At 73.1% G+C, this 14,471-nt stretch carries 12 protein-coding genes; 6 read left to right on the forward strand and 6 right to left on the reverse strand.

Annotation, left to right across the window (positions count from 1 at the left end):
- Positions 1-230: 230 nt before the first annotated feature.
- The 5 genes from ACZ58N_RS07275 to ACZ58N_RS07295 are packed head-to-tail and all read right to left on the reverse strand — an operon-like array spanning position 231 to position 5,696.
- Positions 231-1,541, reverse strand: a complete 1,311-nt coding sequence (locus tag ACZ58N_RS07275; protein WP_471156626.1) for a DUF58 domain-containing protein — start codon at positions 1,539-1,541, stop codon at positions 231-233.
- Positions 1,541-2,503, reverse strand: a complete 963-nt coding sequence (locus ACZ58N_RS07280) for an AAA family ATPase (RefSeq protein WP_471156628.1) — start codon at positions 2,501-2,503, stop codon at positions 1,541-1,543. Before ACZ58N_RS07280 ends, ACZ58N_RS07275 begins: the two co-directional genes overlap by 1 nt.
- Positions 2,500-3,744: a DUF4350 domain-containing protein gene (locus ACZ58N_RS07285; protein ID WP_471156631.1), complete on the reverse strand. Its 1,245-nt coding sequence runs from the start codon at positions 3,742-3,744 to the stop codon at positions 2,500-2,502. The genes ACZ58N_RS07280 and ACZ58N_RS07285 overlap by 4 nt, the downstream gene beginning before the upstream one ends.
- Positions 3,741-4,421 (reverse strand): DUF4129 domain-containing protein, encoded by a 681-nt coding sequence (locus tag ACZ58N_RS07290; RefSeq protein ID WP_471156634.1) that lies wholly within the window; start codon positions 4,419-4,421, stop codon positions 3,741-3,743. Before ACZ58N_RS07290 ends, ACZ58N_RS07285 begins: the two co-directional genes overlap by 4 nt.
- Before the next feature lie 6 nt (positions 4,422-4,427).
- The gene (locus ACZ58N_RS07295) at positions 4,428-5,696 is read right to left on the reverse strand and encodes a hypothetical protein (protein ID WP_471156636.1); all 1,269 of its coding nucleotides are present in this window, start codon (positions 5,694-5,696) and stop codon (positions 4,428-4,430) included.
- A gap of 238 nt (positions 5,697-5,934) precedes the next feature.
- Here ACZ58N_RS07295 and mtrA point away from each other — a divergent pair, with 238 nt between their 5' ends.
- The 6 genes from mtrA (at position 5,935) to ACZ58N_RS07325 (ending at position 13,274) form a co-directional block, all read left to right on the forward strand.
- On the forward strand, positions 5,935-6,624 hold the full coding sequence (gene mtrA / locus ACZ58N_RS07300) for a two-component system response regulator MtrA (RefSeq protein ID WP_323188307.1): 690 nt from the start codon (positions 5,935-5,937) through the stop codon (positions 6,622-6,624).
- A gap of 94 nt (positions 6,625-6,718) precedes the next feature.
- Complete coding sequence (gene mtrB / locus ACZ58N_RS07305) at positions 6,719-8,578, forward strand: MtrAB system histidine kinase MtrB (protein ID WP_471157536.1); 1,860 nt, start codon at positions 6,719-6,721, stop codon at positions 8,576-8,578.
- A complete protein-coding gene (locus ACZ58N_RS07310; protein WP_471156638.1) occupies positions 8,568-10,406 on the forward strand; it encodes an LpqB family beta-propeller domain-containing protein in 1,839 nt (612 codons plus the stop codon). The genes mtrB and ACZ58N_RS07310 overlap by 11 nt, the downstream gene beginning before the upstream one ends.
- Positions 10,407-10,555: 149 nt before the next feature.
- On the forward strand, positions 10,556-11,311 hold the full coding sequence (locus tag ACZ58N_RS07315; RefSeq protein WP_471156640.1) for a ComF family protein: 756 nt from the start codon (positions 10,556-10,558) through the stop codon (positions 11,309-11,311).
- Between the two features lie 351 nt (positions 11,312-11,662).
- On the forward strand, positions 11,663-12,358 hold the full coding sequence (hpf, locus tag ACZ58N_RS07320; RefSeq protein ID WP_471156642.1) for a ribosome hibernation-promoting factor, HPF/YfiA family: 696 nt from the start codon (positions 11,663-11,665) through the stop codon (positions 12,356-12,358).
- A gap of 187 nt (positions 12,359-12,545) precedes the next feature.
- Positions 12,546-13,274 (forward strand): response regulator, encoded by a 729-nt coding sequence (locus ACZ58N_RS07325; protein ID WP_389711577.1) that lies wholly within the window; start codon positions 12,546-12,548, stop codon positions 13,272-13,274.
- Between the two features lie 13 nt (positions 13,275-13,287).
- Here the strand turns inward: ACZ58N_RS07325 and ACZ58N_RS07330 are convergent, their stop codons facing one another.
- Entirely contained in the window at positions 13,288-14,469 is a 1,182-nt protein-coding gene (locus tag ACZ58N_RS07330; protein WP_471156645.1) for a winged helix-turn-helix domain-containing protein, read from the reverse strand.
- Positions 14,470-14,471 lie beyond the last annotated feature (2 nt).

Genomic DNA, 14,471 nt, shown 5'->3' on the forward strand with positions numbered 1-14,471 from the left:
TGCAGGGGGGACCCTGTGGGAGAGTAGGACGCCGCCGAACAATCATTGTGGAAAGCCCCGTACCGGGATACCGGTACGGGGCTTTTCTGCGTTCACGGGGTATTTGGAGTCTGCGGGCATTCGGGAATGTGGTCGCGGCTCATCGGTCCCGGATCTGCCTGCGTCCGATCCGGGACCATCGGAATTCAGGCCGGCGCACCCCAGCGACGCCGCGTCGTGCGCGACGCGGTCTAGAGGCGGCCGGCGGCCTTGAGGGAGAGGTAGGCGTCGGCCAGGGCCGGGGCGAGGGTCTCCGGGGTCGCGTCGACGACGTGGACGCCGTGGCGGGTCAGTTGGTCGGCCGTGCGGTGGCGTGCCGCCTGGGACTGGGTGCCCGCGGCGGCTTCGTACACGGCGTCGATGGTGCCGCGGGCGCGGGTCATGTCGGCCACGTGCGGGTCGGCCACCGAGGCCAGGACGACCGTGTGGCGCTGGGTCAGGCTGGGGAGCAGGGGGAGCAGGCCCTCTTCGATCGGGGCCGCGTCCAGGCTGGTCAGGAGGACGATCAAGGAGCGGCGCGGGGCGCTGCGCAGGATCGTGGACACCAGCGTGCGGGAGTCCGTCTCGACGAGTTCCGCTTCGAGGGGGGCCATGGCGTTGACGAACGCGGGCAGGGTGTCGTTCGCGGAGCGGCCCTGGACCTGGGCGCGGAGACGGCGGTCGTGGGCCAACAGGTCCACGCGGTCGCCGGCGCGGGTGGCCAGGGCGGTGAGGAGCAGGGCCGCGTCCATGGCGGAGTCCAGGCGCGGGGCGTCGCCGACACGGCCCGCGGCGGTCCGGCCGGTGTCGAGGCAGATCAGGATGTGCCGGTCGCGTTCGGGGCGCCAGGTGCGCACGGCGACCTTGTTCTGGCGGGCGGTGGCGCGCCAGTCGATGGATCGGGTGTCGTCCCCCGGCACGTAGTCGCGGAGGCTGTCGAACTCGGTGCCCTCGCCGCGCGTCAGGACGCTCGTACGGCCGTCCAGTTCGCGCAGGCGGGCCAAGCGGGACGGGAGGTGCTTGCGGCTCGCGAAGGGGGGCAGGACACGGACCGTCCACGGGACGACGTGGGTGCCCTGACGGGACATCAGGCCCAGCGGACCGTACGAGCGGATCGTGACGCGGTCGGCCCGGAGGTCGCCGCGCCGGGTGGGCAGCAGGCGGGTGGTCATGCGGCGGCGTTCCCCGGCGGGGACGGTCAGCGCGTGGCGGGAGGCGCGGCCCTCGGTGCCGGGCTGCCAACCGCTGGGGGGCCAGGCGTCGCGGAGGCGGGCGCGGAGCGTGCGGCGGCCCGGGTTGGTGAGGGTGAGGTGGACGTCGGCGTTCTCGCCGAGGCGGACCGAGGTGTCGCCGGAGCGGGTGAGGCGCAGGCTGCGGACGGGCGCCGCGAGGGCGCAGTCGACGGCGCAGGCCAGGGCCAGGCCGCCGTTGACGGCGAGGATGCCCGTCCAGCTCGGTTCGAGGATGCCGACGGGGAGCGAGCCGAGGGCCGCCAGGAGGGCGGCGCGTCCGGTGAGGGCCATCAGCGCGGGACGGGGACGTGGGTGAGGATCGCCGTGATGACGGCGTCGGCCTTGACGCCCTCCATCTCGGCCTCCGGGCGCAGTTGGACGCGGTGGCGCAGGGTGGGCAGGGCGAGGGCCTTCACGTCGTCGGGGGTGACGTAGTCACGGCCGACGAGCCAGGCCCAGGCGCGGGCCGTGGCCAGCAGGGCGGTCGCGCCGCGCGGGGAGACGCCGAGGGTGAGGGACGGCGATTCGCGGGTGGCGCGGCAGATGTCCACGACGTAGCCGGTGATCTCGGGGGAGACGGTGACGTGGGTGACGGCCTCGCGGGCGGCTTCGAGTTCCTTCGGGCCGGCGACGGGGCGGATGCCCGCGGCGGCGAGGTCACGGGGGTCGAAGCCGGCGGCGTGCCGGGTCAGTACGCCGATCTCGTCCTCGCGGGAGGGGAGCGGCACGGTGAGCTTGAGGAGGAAGCGGTCGAGCTGGGCCTCGGGCAGGGGGTAGGTGCCCTCGTACTCGACCGGGTTCATGGTGGCGGCGACGAGGAAGGGTTCGGGGAGCTTTCGGGGGACGCCGTCGACGGTGACCTGGCGTTCCTCCATCGCTTCGAGGAGCGAGGACTGGGTCTTGGGGGGCGTGCGGTTGATCTCGTCGGCGAGCAGGAGGTTCGTGAAGACCGGGCCGTCCTGGAAGGAGAACTCGGCGGTGCGGGCGTCGTAGACGAGGGAGCCGGTGACATCGCTGGGCATCAGGTCCGGGGTGAACTGGACGCGCTTCGTGTCGAGTTCGAGGGACGCGGCGAGGGCGCGGACGAGGAGGGTCTTCGCGACGCCGGGGACGCCTTCGAGGAGGACGTGGCCGCGGCACAGGAGGGCGACGACCAGACCGGTGACGGCGGAGTCCTGGCCGACCACGGCCTTGGCGATCTCGGTGCGGAGCGCTTCCAGCGAGGTGCGGGCGCTGTCCGTGGTGGCCGTCATGAAGTGCGGACCTCTCTTTCGAGGGCGTCGAGGTGGTCGGCGAGCGCGACGAGTGCCGCGTCGTCGGCGGGGGTGGTGCCGAAGAGGAGGGTGGTCACGTCGCGGGTGCCGTCGCCGAGGCGGGCGGACACGGCGGGGACCAGGGAGAGCGGGTCGTGGGCCTGGGCGGACGCCACGCCGACCAGGGCGGCGAGGCGTTCGCGGGTGGCGGCGCGCAGCACGGTGGCGGCGCGGTCGCGGGCGTCGGCCTTGCGGTAGAGGCGGGCGAGGCCTTCGGTGGCCTCGGAGGCGCGGATGGCGACGGGCAGCCTCTCGGTGACGAGGGGGCCGAGTCGGCGGGCGCGCCAGAGGGCGGCGAGGACGGCGGCGAGGAACAGTTGGAGCAGGGCCCAGTGCCAGCCGGCCGGGACGAGGTCGAGGAGGCTCCGGTCCTCGGCGCCGTCGGGGGAGTCCGTCATGTCGGACAGGGTCGGCAGGTACCAGACGAGGTCCGCGCGGGAGCCGAGGAGTTGGAGGGCGAGGGAGGCGTTGCCCTGCTCGGCGAGGTGTTCGTTGCGCAGGATCGAGTCCGAGCCGAGGAGGACGGTGTCGCCGCCCTTGGTGGTGCCTGGCAGGACGAGGAGGGTGGGATCGCCGTCGTAGGGGTAGCAGGCCGTGGCTCCGGGCCGGTCCGCGGAGTAGCGGAGGTCGCCGCCGGTGGTGGCGGGGCCCGCGGTGACGGCGGCGGGCAGGGTGCAGGCCGCGTCGAGTTCGTCCCGGTAGGCGCGGCCCGCGGTGCGGGCGGAGGGGGCCAGTTCGGGGACGGCGTCGTCGGGGGAGATCAGGACGGTGCGGCCGCCGGAGAGGTCGATGGCGGAGCGGACGGTGCGGCGCTGGGACGGGCCGAGCAGGTCCGGGTCGGTGATCAGGAGGGTGGTGTCGGGTCCCGTCGCGGCCGCGGCGTCGGCGGCGTTGGTGACGACGCGGGTGGTGACGCCGCGTTCCTGGAGGAGCTGGGCGACGGCCCGGCTGCCCGAGGGGTCGGCCGAGCGGGGGTCGAGGCGGCCGTGGTGGTCCCCGGTCTGCAGGCCGGCCAGGAGGACGGCGCCGGCCACCAGGATGCCGAGGGCGAGGAGGAAGCCGCGGCCCCGCGTCCAGATCTGGGCGCGGGTGAGCGCGGTGGAGGTGCCGGCGCGGGTTCCCGGGCGGGTGGGCTCGGTGGCCTCGGCGGGCGGGGCCGCGGGCTCGGTGGGGCCGGTCATGCGGTGGGTCCCGTCAGGAGCGGCTTGGTGCGCTCCAGGGTGAGGTCGAGGGCGCGCAGGCGGGCGTAGGTGTCGGCGTCGGCGGTGCGGCCGCCGTAGGTGACGTCGTCGAAGGTGCGGGCGGCCGCGCGGAGGTCGCCGGTGTGGGCGGGCAGGGACACGGCGGCTTCGGCGGCGGCCTCGTCGGCGGTGCGGCCGGGGCGGGGGTCGAGGAGGGTGCGTTCCTCCAGGGACCGGACGAGGGCGCGCATGCGTTCCTGGACGGCTTCGGTCCAGCGGCCGGCGGCGGCGTGGGCGTCGGCCGTCGCGCGGTGGTCGGCGGCGCTGCGCAGGCCGCCGTCGAAGAGGTCGCCGGTGGTGCCGGGTGTCCGGCGGGGGGTGCCGAGGCGCCACCAGAGGGCGGCTACGGCCAGGACGACCAGGAGGGCGACGGCGAGGAGGCCGAAGCCGCCGCCGGGGGTGGCGGAGGAGGCGCCGTCGAAGAGGCCGCCGATCCAGTCCCAGAGGCGTTCCAGGCCGCGTTCGAAGAGGCCGGGGTCGTCCTGGTGGTAGGCGCGTTTCGCCAGCTCGCGTTCGGCCGCCTCGCGGGCGGCGTCGCGCGGTGTCGTCAGTGGTGGTGTTTCGGCGCCGGGCAGCAGGGCCGCGGCGCCGGTGACGATGAGTCCCCCCGTTCCCATCGTCGGTCAGCCTCCCGAGGCAGGTCCGGCGCCGCCGGGCTGCGGGGGGACCGTGACCTGGTCGTGGACGCCGGCGGCGCGGGCGAGTTCCAGGTCGAGGGCCTCGCGGCGGATGCGCTGGTCGATGTAGAGGAGGCTGGTGACGCCCGTCTGCATGGGGACGGTGACGGTGAGGGAGATGAGTCCGCCGATCGCGGTGACCAGCAGGAAGGTCCAGGACTGGGCGGAGGTGCCGTCGAGGATGTCGCTGAGGCCGCCGGGCGACACGAACACGGCGATCGCCGCGAAGGGGATCGCGATGATCATGGAGGTGATCCAGGTGATGGCCCAGGTCAGGGCGCTGATGCCGAAGATCCGCCACCACGAGCCCTTGACCAGCTTGGCGGAACGCTTCAGCGCGTCGCCGACCTTGCCGCGTTCCATCATCAGGGCGGGCGGCGCGAGGACGAAGGTGACGTAGAACCAGGCCAGCAGCACGATGCCGACGGGGGCGCCGAGGGCCGCCACAACGCCGTTGCCGGTCAGCAGGCCGGGGAGTACGGGTACGAGGCCGGCCGCGAGGGCGCCGAGGAACAGCAGGCCGGTGAGGCCGAGCATGCGCGGGACGAGGGGGCGCACGCCGCGCAGGTGGGCGGCGACGGTGGAGCTGCGGCCGAGGACGGCGTTGCTGACGACGCCGGCGAGCAGTCCGGTGACCAGGAGCAGGCCGAGGAGCTGGAGGTAGTAGTTGGCGTAGGCGGCGAGCAGGGTGTCGCCCATGGTGTCGGCGAGTTCGCCGGGGGTCGTGGGTTCGGTCGTCACGACGAGGCGGTCGCGCATGAGGCGCTGTACGCCGAGCAGGCCGAGCTGTACCAGGACGGCGGCGACCAGGCTGACGGACAGGACCGTCTTCCAATGGGCGCGCAGGGAGCTGACGGCGCCGTCCAGGATCTCGCCCAGGCCCAGGGGCCGCAGCGGGATCACTCCGGGCTTGGCGGCGGGGGGCGGGCCGCCCCAGCCGCCGGGGCCACCCGGATGGCCGTACGGCCCGCCGTACGGTGCGCCGGGCCCGTGTCCGGGCTGCTGTCCCGGCTGCGGGGCGTACGGGCCCCAGCCGGGGCCCTGGGGCTGCGGGGGCGGGGTCGGGCCGGCCGCCGGGCTCGACCACTGTCCGGGCGGGGGCTGGGAGGCCGACCACTTGGAGGTGTCGGCGGGCCCTGCGGGCGGCCGGCTGCCGTCGGAGCCCTCGCCGTCGGACGGGGATCCGGGCGTGGCCCAGCCCGGAGAGTCGTTCATCGTCGCTCCTTCACGTGCACCTGCCGTGGCGGGCGCGCTGGTCGGCTGCCATCGTGCCATGGGGGAACGCCGGACGGACCGGCCGTCCCCCTCCAAGATCTCGGGCAGCTCGTCCCTTCAATTGTCGCGCGGATCCGGGGCAGACTGGTCGTCCTGTTCACCACGCAGGTCCGAGGGGCGATTTCCAGCCCTTTTGGCTGTGGGACAGCTCACCGCCGGGTAACGATTAGCTAATGGGATGATGTCAAGCATGAAGGGACGCGTCCTTGTCGTCGACGACGACACCGCACTGGCCGAGATGCTCGGCATCGTGTTGCGTGGAGAAGGTTTTGAGCCGTCGTTCGTAGCGGACGGTGACAAGGCATTGGCTGCCTTCAGGGAGGCCAAGCCGGACCTCGTGCTGCTCGACCTCATGCTGCCCGGACGGGACGGCATAGAGGTGTGCAGGCTGATCCGGGCCGAGTCGGGCGTGCCGATTGTCATGCTCACCGCCAAGAGTGACACGGTTGACGTGGTCGTGGGCCTGGAGTCCGGGGCCGACGACTACATCGTCAAGCCGTTCAAGCCGAAGGAGCTGGTCGCCCGCATCCGGGCACGTCTGCGCCGGTCGGAGGAGCCCGCGCCCGAGCAGCTGGTCATCGGTGACCTCGTCATCGACGTGGCCGGGCACTCGGTCAAGCGCGACGGCGCCTCCATCGCACTGACCCCGCTGGAGTTCGACCTGCTGGTCGCCCTCGCCCGCAAGCCCTGGCAGGTCTTCACCCGCGAGGTGCTGCTGGAGCAGGTCTGGGGCTACCGGCACGCCGCCGACACCCGCCTGGTCAACGTGCACGTACAGCGCCTGCGCTCGAAGGTCGAGAAGGACCCGGAGCGCCCCGAGATCGTCGTGACGGTGCGCGGTGTCGGCTACAAGGCCGGACCGAGCTGACGTGCAGCCCGGCAAGCCCCGTGGCGGCTCCCGATGGGGAGCCCCGTGGGGCCGGCACCTCCGCCGGATGACGGACGGAGCGGCCGGCGGCCCCGTGCTGCGGCTGTTCGTACGCTTCGTACGCCGGCCGCTGCTTCCGGCTGTCCGGCTCTGGCGGCGCAACATCCAGCTCCGGGTGGTCGTCGCGACGCTGCTCATGTCGCTCGCCGTGGTCCTCGCCCTCGGCTTCGTCGTCGTCGCGCAGGTCAGCAAGGGCCTCCTTGACGCCAAGGAGGAGGCCGCGCAGAGCCAGGCCGCCGGCGGCTTCGCGGTCGCACAGGAGAAGGCGAACACCCCCCTGTCGGTCGACGGGCCCGACGCCACCGACAACAAGGTCGGCCGGGATGCCAGCACCTGGATGAACTCGCTCGTCAAACAGCTCGCCAGTGGCGGCCAGACCGCCTTCGAGGTCGCCGCGCTCGGCTCCGGGGAGCAGGCGTCCGGAGCCCAGGGCGTCAAGGGCGCCCGCGCATCCGGCAACGTCGACCCGACCGCCAGCGTCCCGGTCGAGCTGCGCCGCGCCGTCAACAACGCCACCGGCACCTTCAAGACCTTCTCCGAGATCCGGTACACCGCCGGGGTCGGCGACAAGGCACCCGAGCCCGCGCTGGTCGTCGGCAAACAGCTCACCGACATCAACGGCTCCCCCTACGACCTGTACTACCTCTTCCCGCTCACCCAGGAGGAGGAGTCCCTCAACCTGGTCAAGAGCACCATCGCGACCGCCGGCCTGTTCGTCGTCGTCCTGCTCAGCGCCATCGCCTGGCTCGTCGTGCGCCAGGTCGTCACCCCGGTCCGGATGGCCGCCGGGATCGCCGAGCGGCTGTCCGCCGGGCGGCTCCAGGAACGGATGAAGGTCACCGGCGAGGACGACATCGCCCGCCTCGGCGAGGCCTTCAACAAGATGGCCCAGAACCTCCAGAACAAGATCCAACAGCTGGAGGACCTCTCGCGGATGCAGCGCCGCTTCGTCTCCGACGTCTCGCACGAACTGCGCACCCCGCTCACGACCGTACGGATGGCCGCCGACGTCATCCACGACGCCCGGGTCGACTTCGACCCCGTCACCGCCCGCTCCGCCGAACTCCTCGCCGGGCAACTCGACCGCTTCGAGTCGCTGCTCGCCGACCTGCTGGAGATCAGCCGCTTCGACGCGGGCGCGGCCGCCCTGGAGGCCGAACCCATCGACCTGAGGGACGTCGTGCGGCGCGTCATCGACGGGGCGGAACCGCTCGCCGAGCACAAGGGCACCCGGATCCGCGTCCTCGGCGACACCCAGCCCGTCATCGCCGAGGCCGACGCCCGACGCGTCGAGCGGGTGCTGCGAAACCTCGTCGTCAACGCGGTGGAGCACGGCGAGGGCCGCGACGTCGTGGTCCGGCTCGCGTCCGCGGGCGGGGCCGTCGCCGTCGCCGTCCGGGACTACGGCGTCGGCCTCAAGCCCGGCGAGGCCACCCGGGTCTTCAACCGCTTCTGGCGCGCCGACCCGGCTCGGGCCCGTACGACCGGCGGAACGGGCCTCGGCCTGTCCATCGCCGTCGAGGACGCCCGCCTGCACGGCGGCTGGCTCCAGGCCTGGGGCGAACCCGGCGGCGGCTCCCAGTTCCGGCTGACCCTGCCCCGCACCGCCGACGAGCCCCTGCGCGGATCCCCGATCCCGCTGGAGCCCGAGGACTCGCGCGGCAACCGGGCCCGCGCCGCCGCCGAGGCAGCCGGCCGCGGCCCCGGCGCCGCGGGCCGCCCGACCGAACGCTCCGAGCGCCCCGACCGCTCGCCGATACCGCCGCGCCCGGCCGTCGCCACGGCCCCGCCGGTCCCCGCGGACCCGACGGCGCTGCCGGGCAGCGGCTCCCGGGTCGTCGCCAGGCCCGCCGACCAGCCCACAGCACAGGAGGACGGAACCGGTGGACGCTGAGCGCGGGCCGCGACGCGCGGAGGTCGGGCGGTCGAAGGCGGCGACGACGCTCCTCGCACTCGGCGCGGTCGCAGTACTGGTGTCGGGCTGCGCGTCCATGCCGACCCGCGGCGAGATCCGCCCCGTCGAGGCCTCGCAGGGCGTCGACTCCCAGGTGCGGGTGTTCGGCGTACCGCCCGCCGACAAGGCGAGCCCCGCGGACATCGTCGAGGGCTTCCTCGAAGCCATGACCAGCGACGACCCGCAGCTGGAGACCGCGCGCAAGTACCTCACCCCGGACGCGGCGAAGGAATGGAGGCCCGGCTCGGCGGTCACCGTCCTGTCCGCGGGCCTCGACCGGCTCCCCGTCCAGGGCGAGAAGGACCCGGACGGGCCCCGCTGGAAGGTCACCGGCAAGAAGTTGGCGACCGTCGACGAACGCAGCGCCTACCAGCCGGAGACCGGCGGGGGCCGCTACGAGGAGTACCTCCAGCTCGTCCAGGTCGACAAGCAGTGGCGGATCGCGACCCCGCCCAGCAACCTCGTGCTCAGCGAGTCCGACTTCCAGCGCATCTACAAGCCGGTCAACAAGTACTACTTCGCGGGGAACTCGCTCGTCGCCGACCCGGTGTACGTCCGCCAGCGCAGCGACCCCGAATCCCGCATGGACCCGACCACGCAGACCGTCCAGTCCCTGCTCGCGGGCCCCTCCAAGTGGCTCGGCCCGGTCGTCTCCACCAGCTTTCCGACCGGCACCGAACTGCGCGAGGGCACCAAGTCCCTCTCCTACGACGGGCAGAACACCCTGCGCGTGCCCCTCAACCGCAACGGCGCCAACGTCGCACAGCCGCAATGCCAGAAGATGGCCACCCAACTCCTCTACACCGTCCGGGACCTGACGGGATCCCGACTCGACCGCGTCGAACTGCTGCGGCCCGACGGCAAGTCGCTGCTGTGCGCGGTGACCGCGGCCTCCGCCGCCGCGTTCGTCAGCCCGACCCCGTCACCCGAGCACCAGTACTACGTGGACAAGGACTTCAGGCTGGTCCGGATGTTCCTCAGCGTCAACGCCGAGGAGCAGCAGGACAAGGCCGAGCCGGCGCCCGGTCCGCTGGCAACCGCCGCCGGATTCAAGGTGGGTTCGGCGGCCGTCACCTACGACGAGAAGCGCGCCGCGGTCGTCTCCCTGGACGGGCGCGACCTGTACGTGGTCACGCTGACGACGGCCGGCCCGATGCCGCAGCCCCTGCTGAACAGCAAGAGCGGCAAGCTGACCGCACCCAGCTGGGACGCCCACGGCGACCTGTGGGTCGCGGACCTCGACCCGCAGGCCCAGGGCCTGTGGCGGATCCCCGGCGGCACCGGCACCCCGCAGAAGGTGGACGTCGCCGGACTGGACGGACGGATCACCGGGCTGAAGGCCTCCTCCGACGGGGTGCGCCTCGCGCTGCTCGTCGAGAAGGAGGGCGGTCGCAAGAACCTGTTCACCGGGCGGATCGAACGGCCCGAGGGCAACGGCGACACCTCGCGGGTCTCGGTGCGCGAGCTGCGACCGGCGGCCCCGCAGATGGCCGAGGTGACGGCGATGAGCTGGGCGCCGCGAGGCCGGCTGCTGGTGGTGGGCCGGGAGAGCGGCGGCGTCGACCAGGCCCGGTACATGCTGGCGGACGGCTCGATGGTCGCGGCGAGCCTGCCCGGGGCGACCGGGCTGACCGCGATCGCCGCCGCCGAGGACGAGTCCCGGCCGGTGCTGGCCTACTCGGGCGAGGACGGCATCGTGTGGCTGCCGCCGGGCGCGCAGTGGCGCACGGTGGCGGCGGGCGGCCAGGCCCCGGTGTACCCGGGCTGACGGCGTACCGGGGCCGACGGCGGACGTTGGCCCGCGGGGCCCCGCCGCGCCTCGGTCCGCGGTTCCGCCGAGGCCCCGGCCCCCGGGGTTTTCCACAGGGGTGGCGGGCGCGGCGCGCTCCCGCCACAGTGGAACGCGGGGGTGCGGCCGTGCGGGGTTGGTGGCAGGAGATCTCCGGGTTGGTGCTCCCGGCGGACTGCGCGGGCTGCGGTGCGCCGCGGGCGCCGCTGTGCGCGGACTGCCGGAGCGCCCTGAGCGGGTCCGGGGCGGCCCCGGTGCGCCCCGGGACACGGCGGCCCGCGACCGTGGGGTCCACGGGGCCGGTCGGGCTGCCCGCGGTGCACGCGGCCGCGCGCTACGAGGGAGTCGTACGGGCGGTCGTACTCGCCCACAAGGAACGCGGGGCGCTCCCGCTGGCAGGGCCGTTGGGCGGCGCCCTGGCGGCCGCGGTGCTCCGCTCCGGCGAGTACCGGCCGGGGGAGGTGGCCCTGGTCCCGGTCCCGTCGGCGGCGCGCGCCGTCCGGGCGCGCGGTCACGACCCGGCGCGCAGGATCGCGCTGGCCGCCTCGGCGCGGCTGCGGCGGGCCGGTACGGCCGCCCGCGTGGCATCCGTACTGCGCCAGCGCAGACGGGTCGAGGACCAGGCGGGGCTGGGGGCCCGGCAGCGGCTGGAGAACCTCTCGGGGGCCCTGGAGGTCCGCCGGGGCTGCGCCCGGCTGTTGGACGGGGTCCGGATCGTGCTGGTGGACGACGTGGTCACCACCGGGGCCACGCTGGCGGAGGCGGCCCGGGCCTTGAGGGAGGCCGGACTGCGGGTGGAGGCGGCCGCGGTGGTGGCGGCGCCTGCGGACTCATTCGACCGGAACCGGCCGGGAACCCGAACAGAGCAAAAAACCAGCGAATAGATTTGGAACTGCTGGGGAATGCGCAACGTTGCAGGTAGTAAGAGGGAACAGCCACCTGAACGGAGGTATGTTCCGGTAGCGGGTGCCGACAACCGGCATTGAGAGATATGTTCGGTTGTGAGGAACTGGCGATCCTTGGGCCCCAGGTACCGGAGCACCAGTCCGCCCGTTTGGAATCTTCGTGAAGAGGGTGTGTCTCTCTACTCCGAAGTCGGTGGGATGTAGATCTTGCCGATGGGGGAGGAGGAGGTGAAAGTCGCCAAGTCCGAGACTCCGGTGTTCACCGGAGTCTGGTGCGAAAGGGAGACGCTTCGCCGCACGAGGCGGGGCTCTCCGGGAACGGAGTTCTGCGTGGACATCGTCGTCAAGGGCCGCAAGACCGAGGTGCCCGAGCGGTTCCGCAAGCACGTGGCCGAGAAGCTGAATCCGGAGCGGATCCAGAAGCTCGACGCCAAGGTGATCAGCTTGGACGTCGAGGTGTCCAAGGAGCACAACCCGCGTCAGGCCGACCGTTCCGACCGCGTGGAGATCACCCTGCGTTCGCGGGGCCCGGTGATTCGTGCCGAGGCCGCCGCAGCCGACCCGTACGCGGCGCTCGACCTGGCTCAGGACAAGCTGGAGGCCCGGCTGCGCAAGCAGCACGACAAGCGCTACACGCGCCGCGGCAACGGCCGGATCTCGGCGGCGGAGGTCGCCGACGTGGTCCCGGGGGTCGCGTCGCTCAACGCCAACGGCGAGCCGGTCGGCGAGGAGACGACGGACGGGATCCCGACCACCCGGATCGGATCCCTGGAGGTCCAGGGCGAAGGACCGCTCATCGTCCGCGAGAAGACCCACTCCGCCGGACCCATGTCGCTCGACCAGGCCCTGTACGAAATGGAACTGGTGGGCCACGACTTCTATCTGTTCGTTGACTCCGAAACCAAAATGCCCAGTGTCGTCTACCGTCGCCACGCCTACGACTACGGCGTCGTCCACCTGAACGCCGACGGCGCCTCCAGCTCCGACGAGGGAGCGGCCGGCGCGGGCGGTGCTCTCGGCGGCTGAGCATTGGTTGTCGCCCCCGCGGGACGCCCGGCGTTCCGCGGGGGCGCCTGCATGGACGTGTATGAGCCAGTCGAATTCCGCCGGAGCCCCGCCCGGCGGTGCGGACGTGGAATCATGGCGGGCAGTCAGCCGGCGCTCCATCCCGCCGGTTCGGCCCAGCAGCTCAGCACATGCAGGGGGAGGAACGATGGCGGACAGCTTCGGGCCGGTGCGCGGTGACGACGGCGCGAGCTGTCAGGAGGCGGACCCGGCCGGCGAGCCCATCCGGGTTCTCGTGGTCGACGACCACGCCCTGTTCAGGCGCGGCCTGGAGATCGTCCTCGCGCAGGAGGAGGACATCCAGGTCGTCGGCGAGGCCGGGGACGGGGCCGAGGCGGTGGACAAGGCCGCCGACCTGCTGCCGGACATCATCCTGATGGACGTGCGGATGCCCCGGCGCGGCGGCATCGAGGCCTGCACCTCGATCAAGGAGGTGGCCCCCTCCGCGAAGATCATCATGCTGACGATCAGCGACGAGGAGGCCGACCTCTACGACGCCATCAAGGCGGGCGCCACGGGATACCTGCTCAAGGAGATCTCGACGGACGAGGTCGCGACGGCGATCCGCGCGGTCGCGGACGGCCAGTCGCAGATCAGTCCCTCCATGGCGTCGAAGCTGCTCACCGAGTTCAAGTCGATGATCCAGCGCACCGACGAGCGCCGGCTGGTACCGGCCCCCCGGCTCACGGACCGCGAGCTGGAGGTCCTCAAGTTGGTGGCCACCGGCATGAACAACCGTGACATCGCGAAGCAGTTGTTCATCTCCGAGAACACGGTGAAGAACCACGTCCGCAACATCCTGGAGAAGCTCCAGCTGCACTCCCGGATGGAAGCCGTCGTCTACGCGATGCGGGAGAAGATCCTGGAGATCCGCTGAGGCGGACGGCCGCTCACGCGCCGCGCGCGCGGAGTTCCGCCGTCACCGCCCCGGCCTCCGGTGCCGTCGTCGCACGGTCGACGCGGACCTCCTCGCATCCCACCCACCGGGCCGCCTCCCACAGTGCCTCGGCCATCGCACCGGCCGCCTTCGGGGACGTCAGGGACAGCTGGCGGGCCACCAGGGTGCTGCCCTCCCGGCCCGGGTCGACGCGGCCCAGGAGCCTGCCGCCGGACAGCAGCGGCATCGCGAAGTACCCGTGGATCCGCTGCGGTTTGGGGACGTACGCCTCCAGCCGGTGGGTGAACCCGAAGATCCGTTCGGTCCGGGGGCGGTCCCAGACCAGCGAGTCGAACGGGGACAGCAGGGTGGTGCGGTGCCGGCCGCGCGGTACGGACGCCAGGGCCTCGGGGTCGGCCCACGCGGGCTTGCCCCACCCCTCGACCGTCACCGGGACCAGACCGGATTCCGCGACGACCGAGTCGAACTCGTCGCCCCTGAGGCGGTGGTAGTCCGCGATGTCGGCGCGGGTGCCGACGCCCAACGAGCGGCCGGCCAGGGCCACCAGGCGCCGCAGGCACTCGTGATCGTCCAGGTCGTCGTGGAGCAGGGCGTCCGGGACGGCCCGCTCGGGCAGGTCGTAGACCCGCTTCCATCCGCGCCGCTCGGCGCAGACGACCTCGCCGGTGTCGAGCAGCCACTCCACGGCGATCTTGGTCTCGGACCATTCGAACCACTCGCCGCCGTTCTTGGCGCCGCCGAGCTCCGTGGACGTCAGCGGCCCGTCCGCGCGGAGCCGGTCCAGGACCGCCCTCGTCGAGCGGTCCTTGTCCTGGAGGACGTGCCAGCGGTGGCCGCGCGCCCGGCGGGCGCGCCGGCGGAAGGCGAAGTGCGGCCACTCCTCGATCGGCAGGATGCAGGCGGCGTGCGACCAGTACTCGAAGGCATGGCTCTGCGACCAGTAGGCCTGCTCGACGGTGCTCCGGCCGACGGCGCCCAGGCGGGCGTACGGGATCAGCTCGTGCGAGCGGGCCAGGACCGAGATGGTGTCCAGCTGCACGGCGCCCAGATGGCGCAGGACCCCGCGGACGCCGCCCTTGCGGTCGGGCGCCCCGAGGAAGCCCTGCGCGCGCAGGGCGATGCGGCGGGCCTCGTCGGCGGACAGGGACAGGGTCGGCTGCGGCAGGCTCGTCATGA

The sequence above is a fragment of the Streptomyces sp. NPDC040432 genome (genome assembly GCF_055595445.1).

Bases quoted from the DNA above. Each gene is read 5' to 3' on its own strand.
- ACZ58N_RS07330 (WP_471156645.1), bottom strand. From the start codon at position 14,469: ATGACGAGCCTGCCGCAGCCGACCCTGTCCCTGTCCGCCGACGAGGCC.
- ACZ58N_RS07295 (WP_471156636.1), bottom strand. From the start codon at position 5,696: ATGAACGACTCTCCGGGCTGGGCCACGCCCGGATCCCCGTCCGACGGC.
- ACZ58N_RS07275 (WP_471156626.1), bottom strand. From the start codon at position 1,541: ATGGCCCTCACCGGACGCGCCGCCCTCCTGGCGGCCCTCGGCTCGCTC.
- ACZ58N_RS07325 (WP_389711577.1), top strand. From the start codon at position 12,546: ATGGCGGACAGCTTCGGGCCGGTGCGCGGTGACGACGGCGCGAGCTGT.
- mtrA (WP_323188307.1), top strand. From the start codon at position 5,935: ATGATGTCAAGCATGAAGGGACGCGTCCTTGTCGTCGACGACGACACC.
- ACZ58N_RS07285 (WP_471156631.1), bottom strand. From the start codon at position 3,744: ATGACCGGCCCCACCGAGCCCGCGGCCCCGCCCGCCGAGGCCACCGAG.
- ACZ58N_RS07290 (WP_471156634.1), bottom strand. From the start codon at position 4,421: ATGGGAACGGGGGGACTCATCGTCACCGGCGCCGCGGCCCTGCTGCCC.
- ACZ58N_RS07280 (WP_471156628.1), bottom strand. From the start codon at position 2,503: ATGACGGCCACCACGGACAGCGCCCGCACCTCGCTGGAAGCGCTCCGC.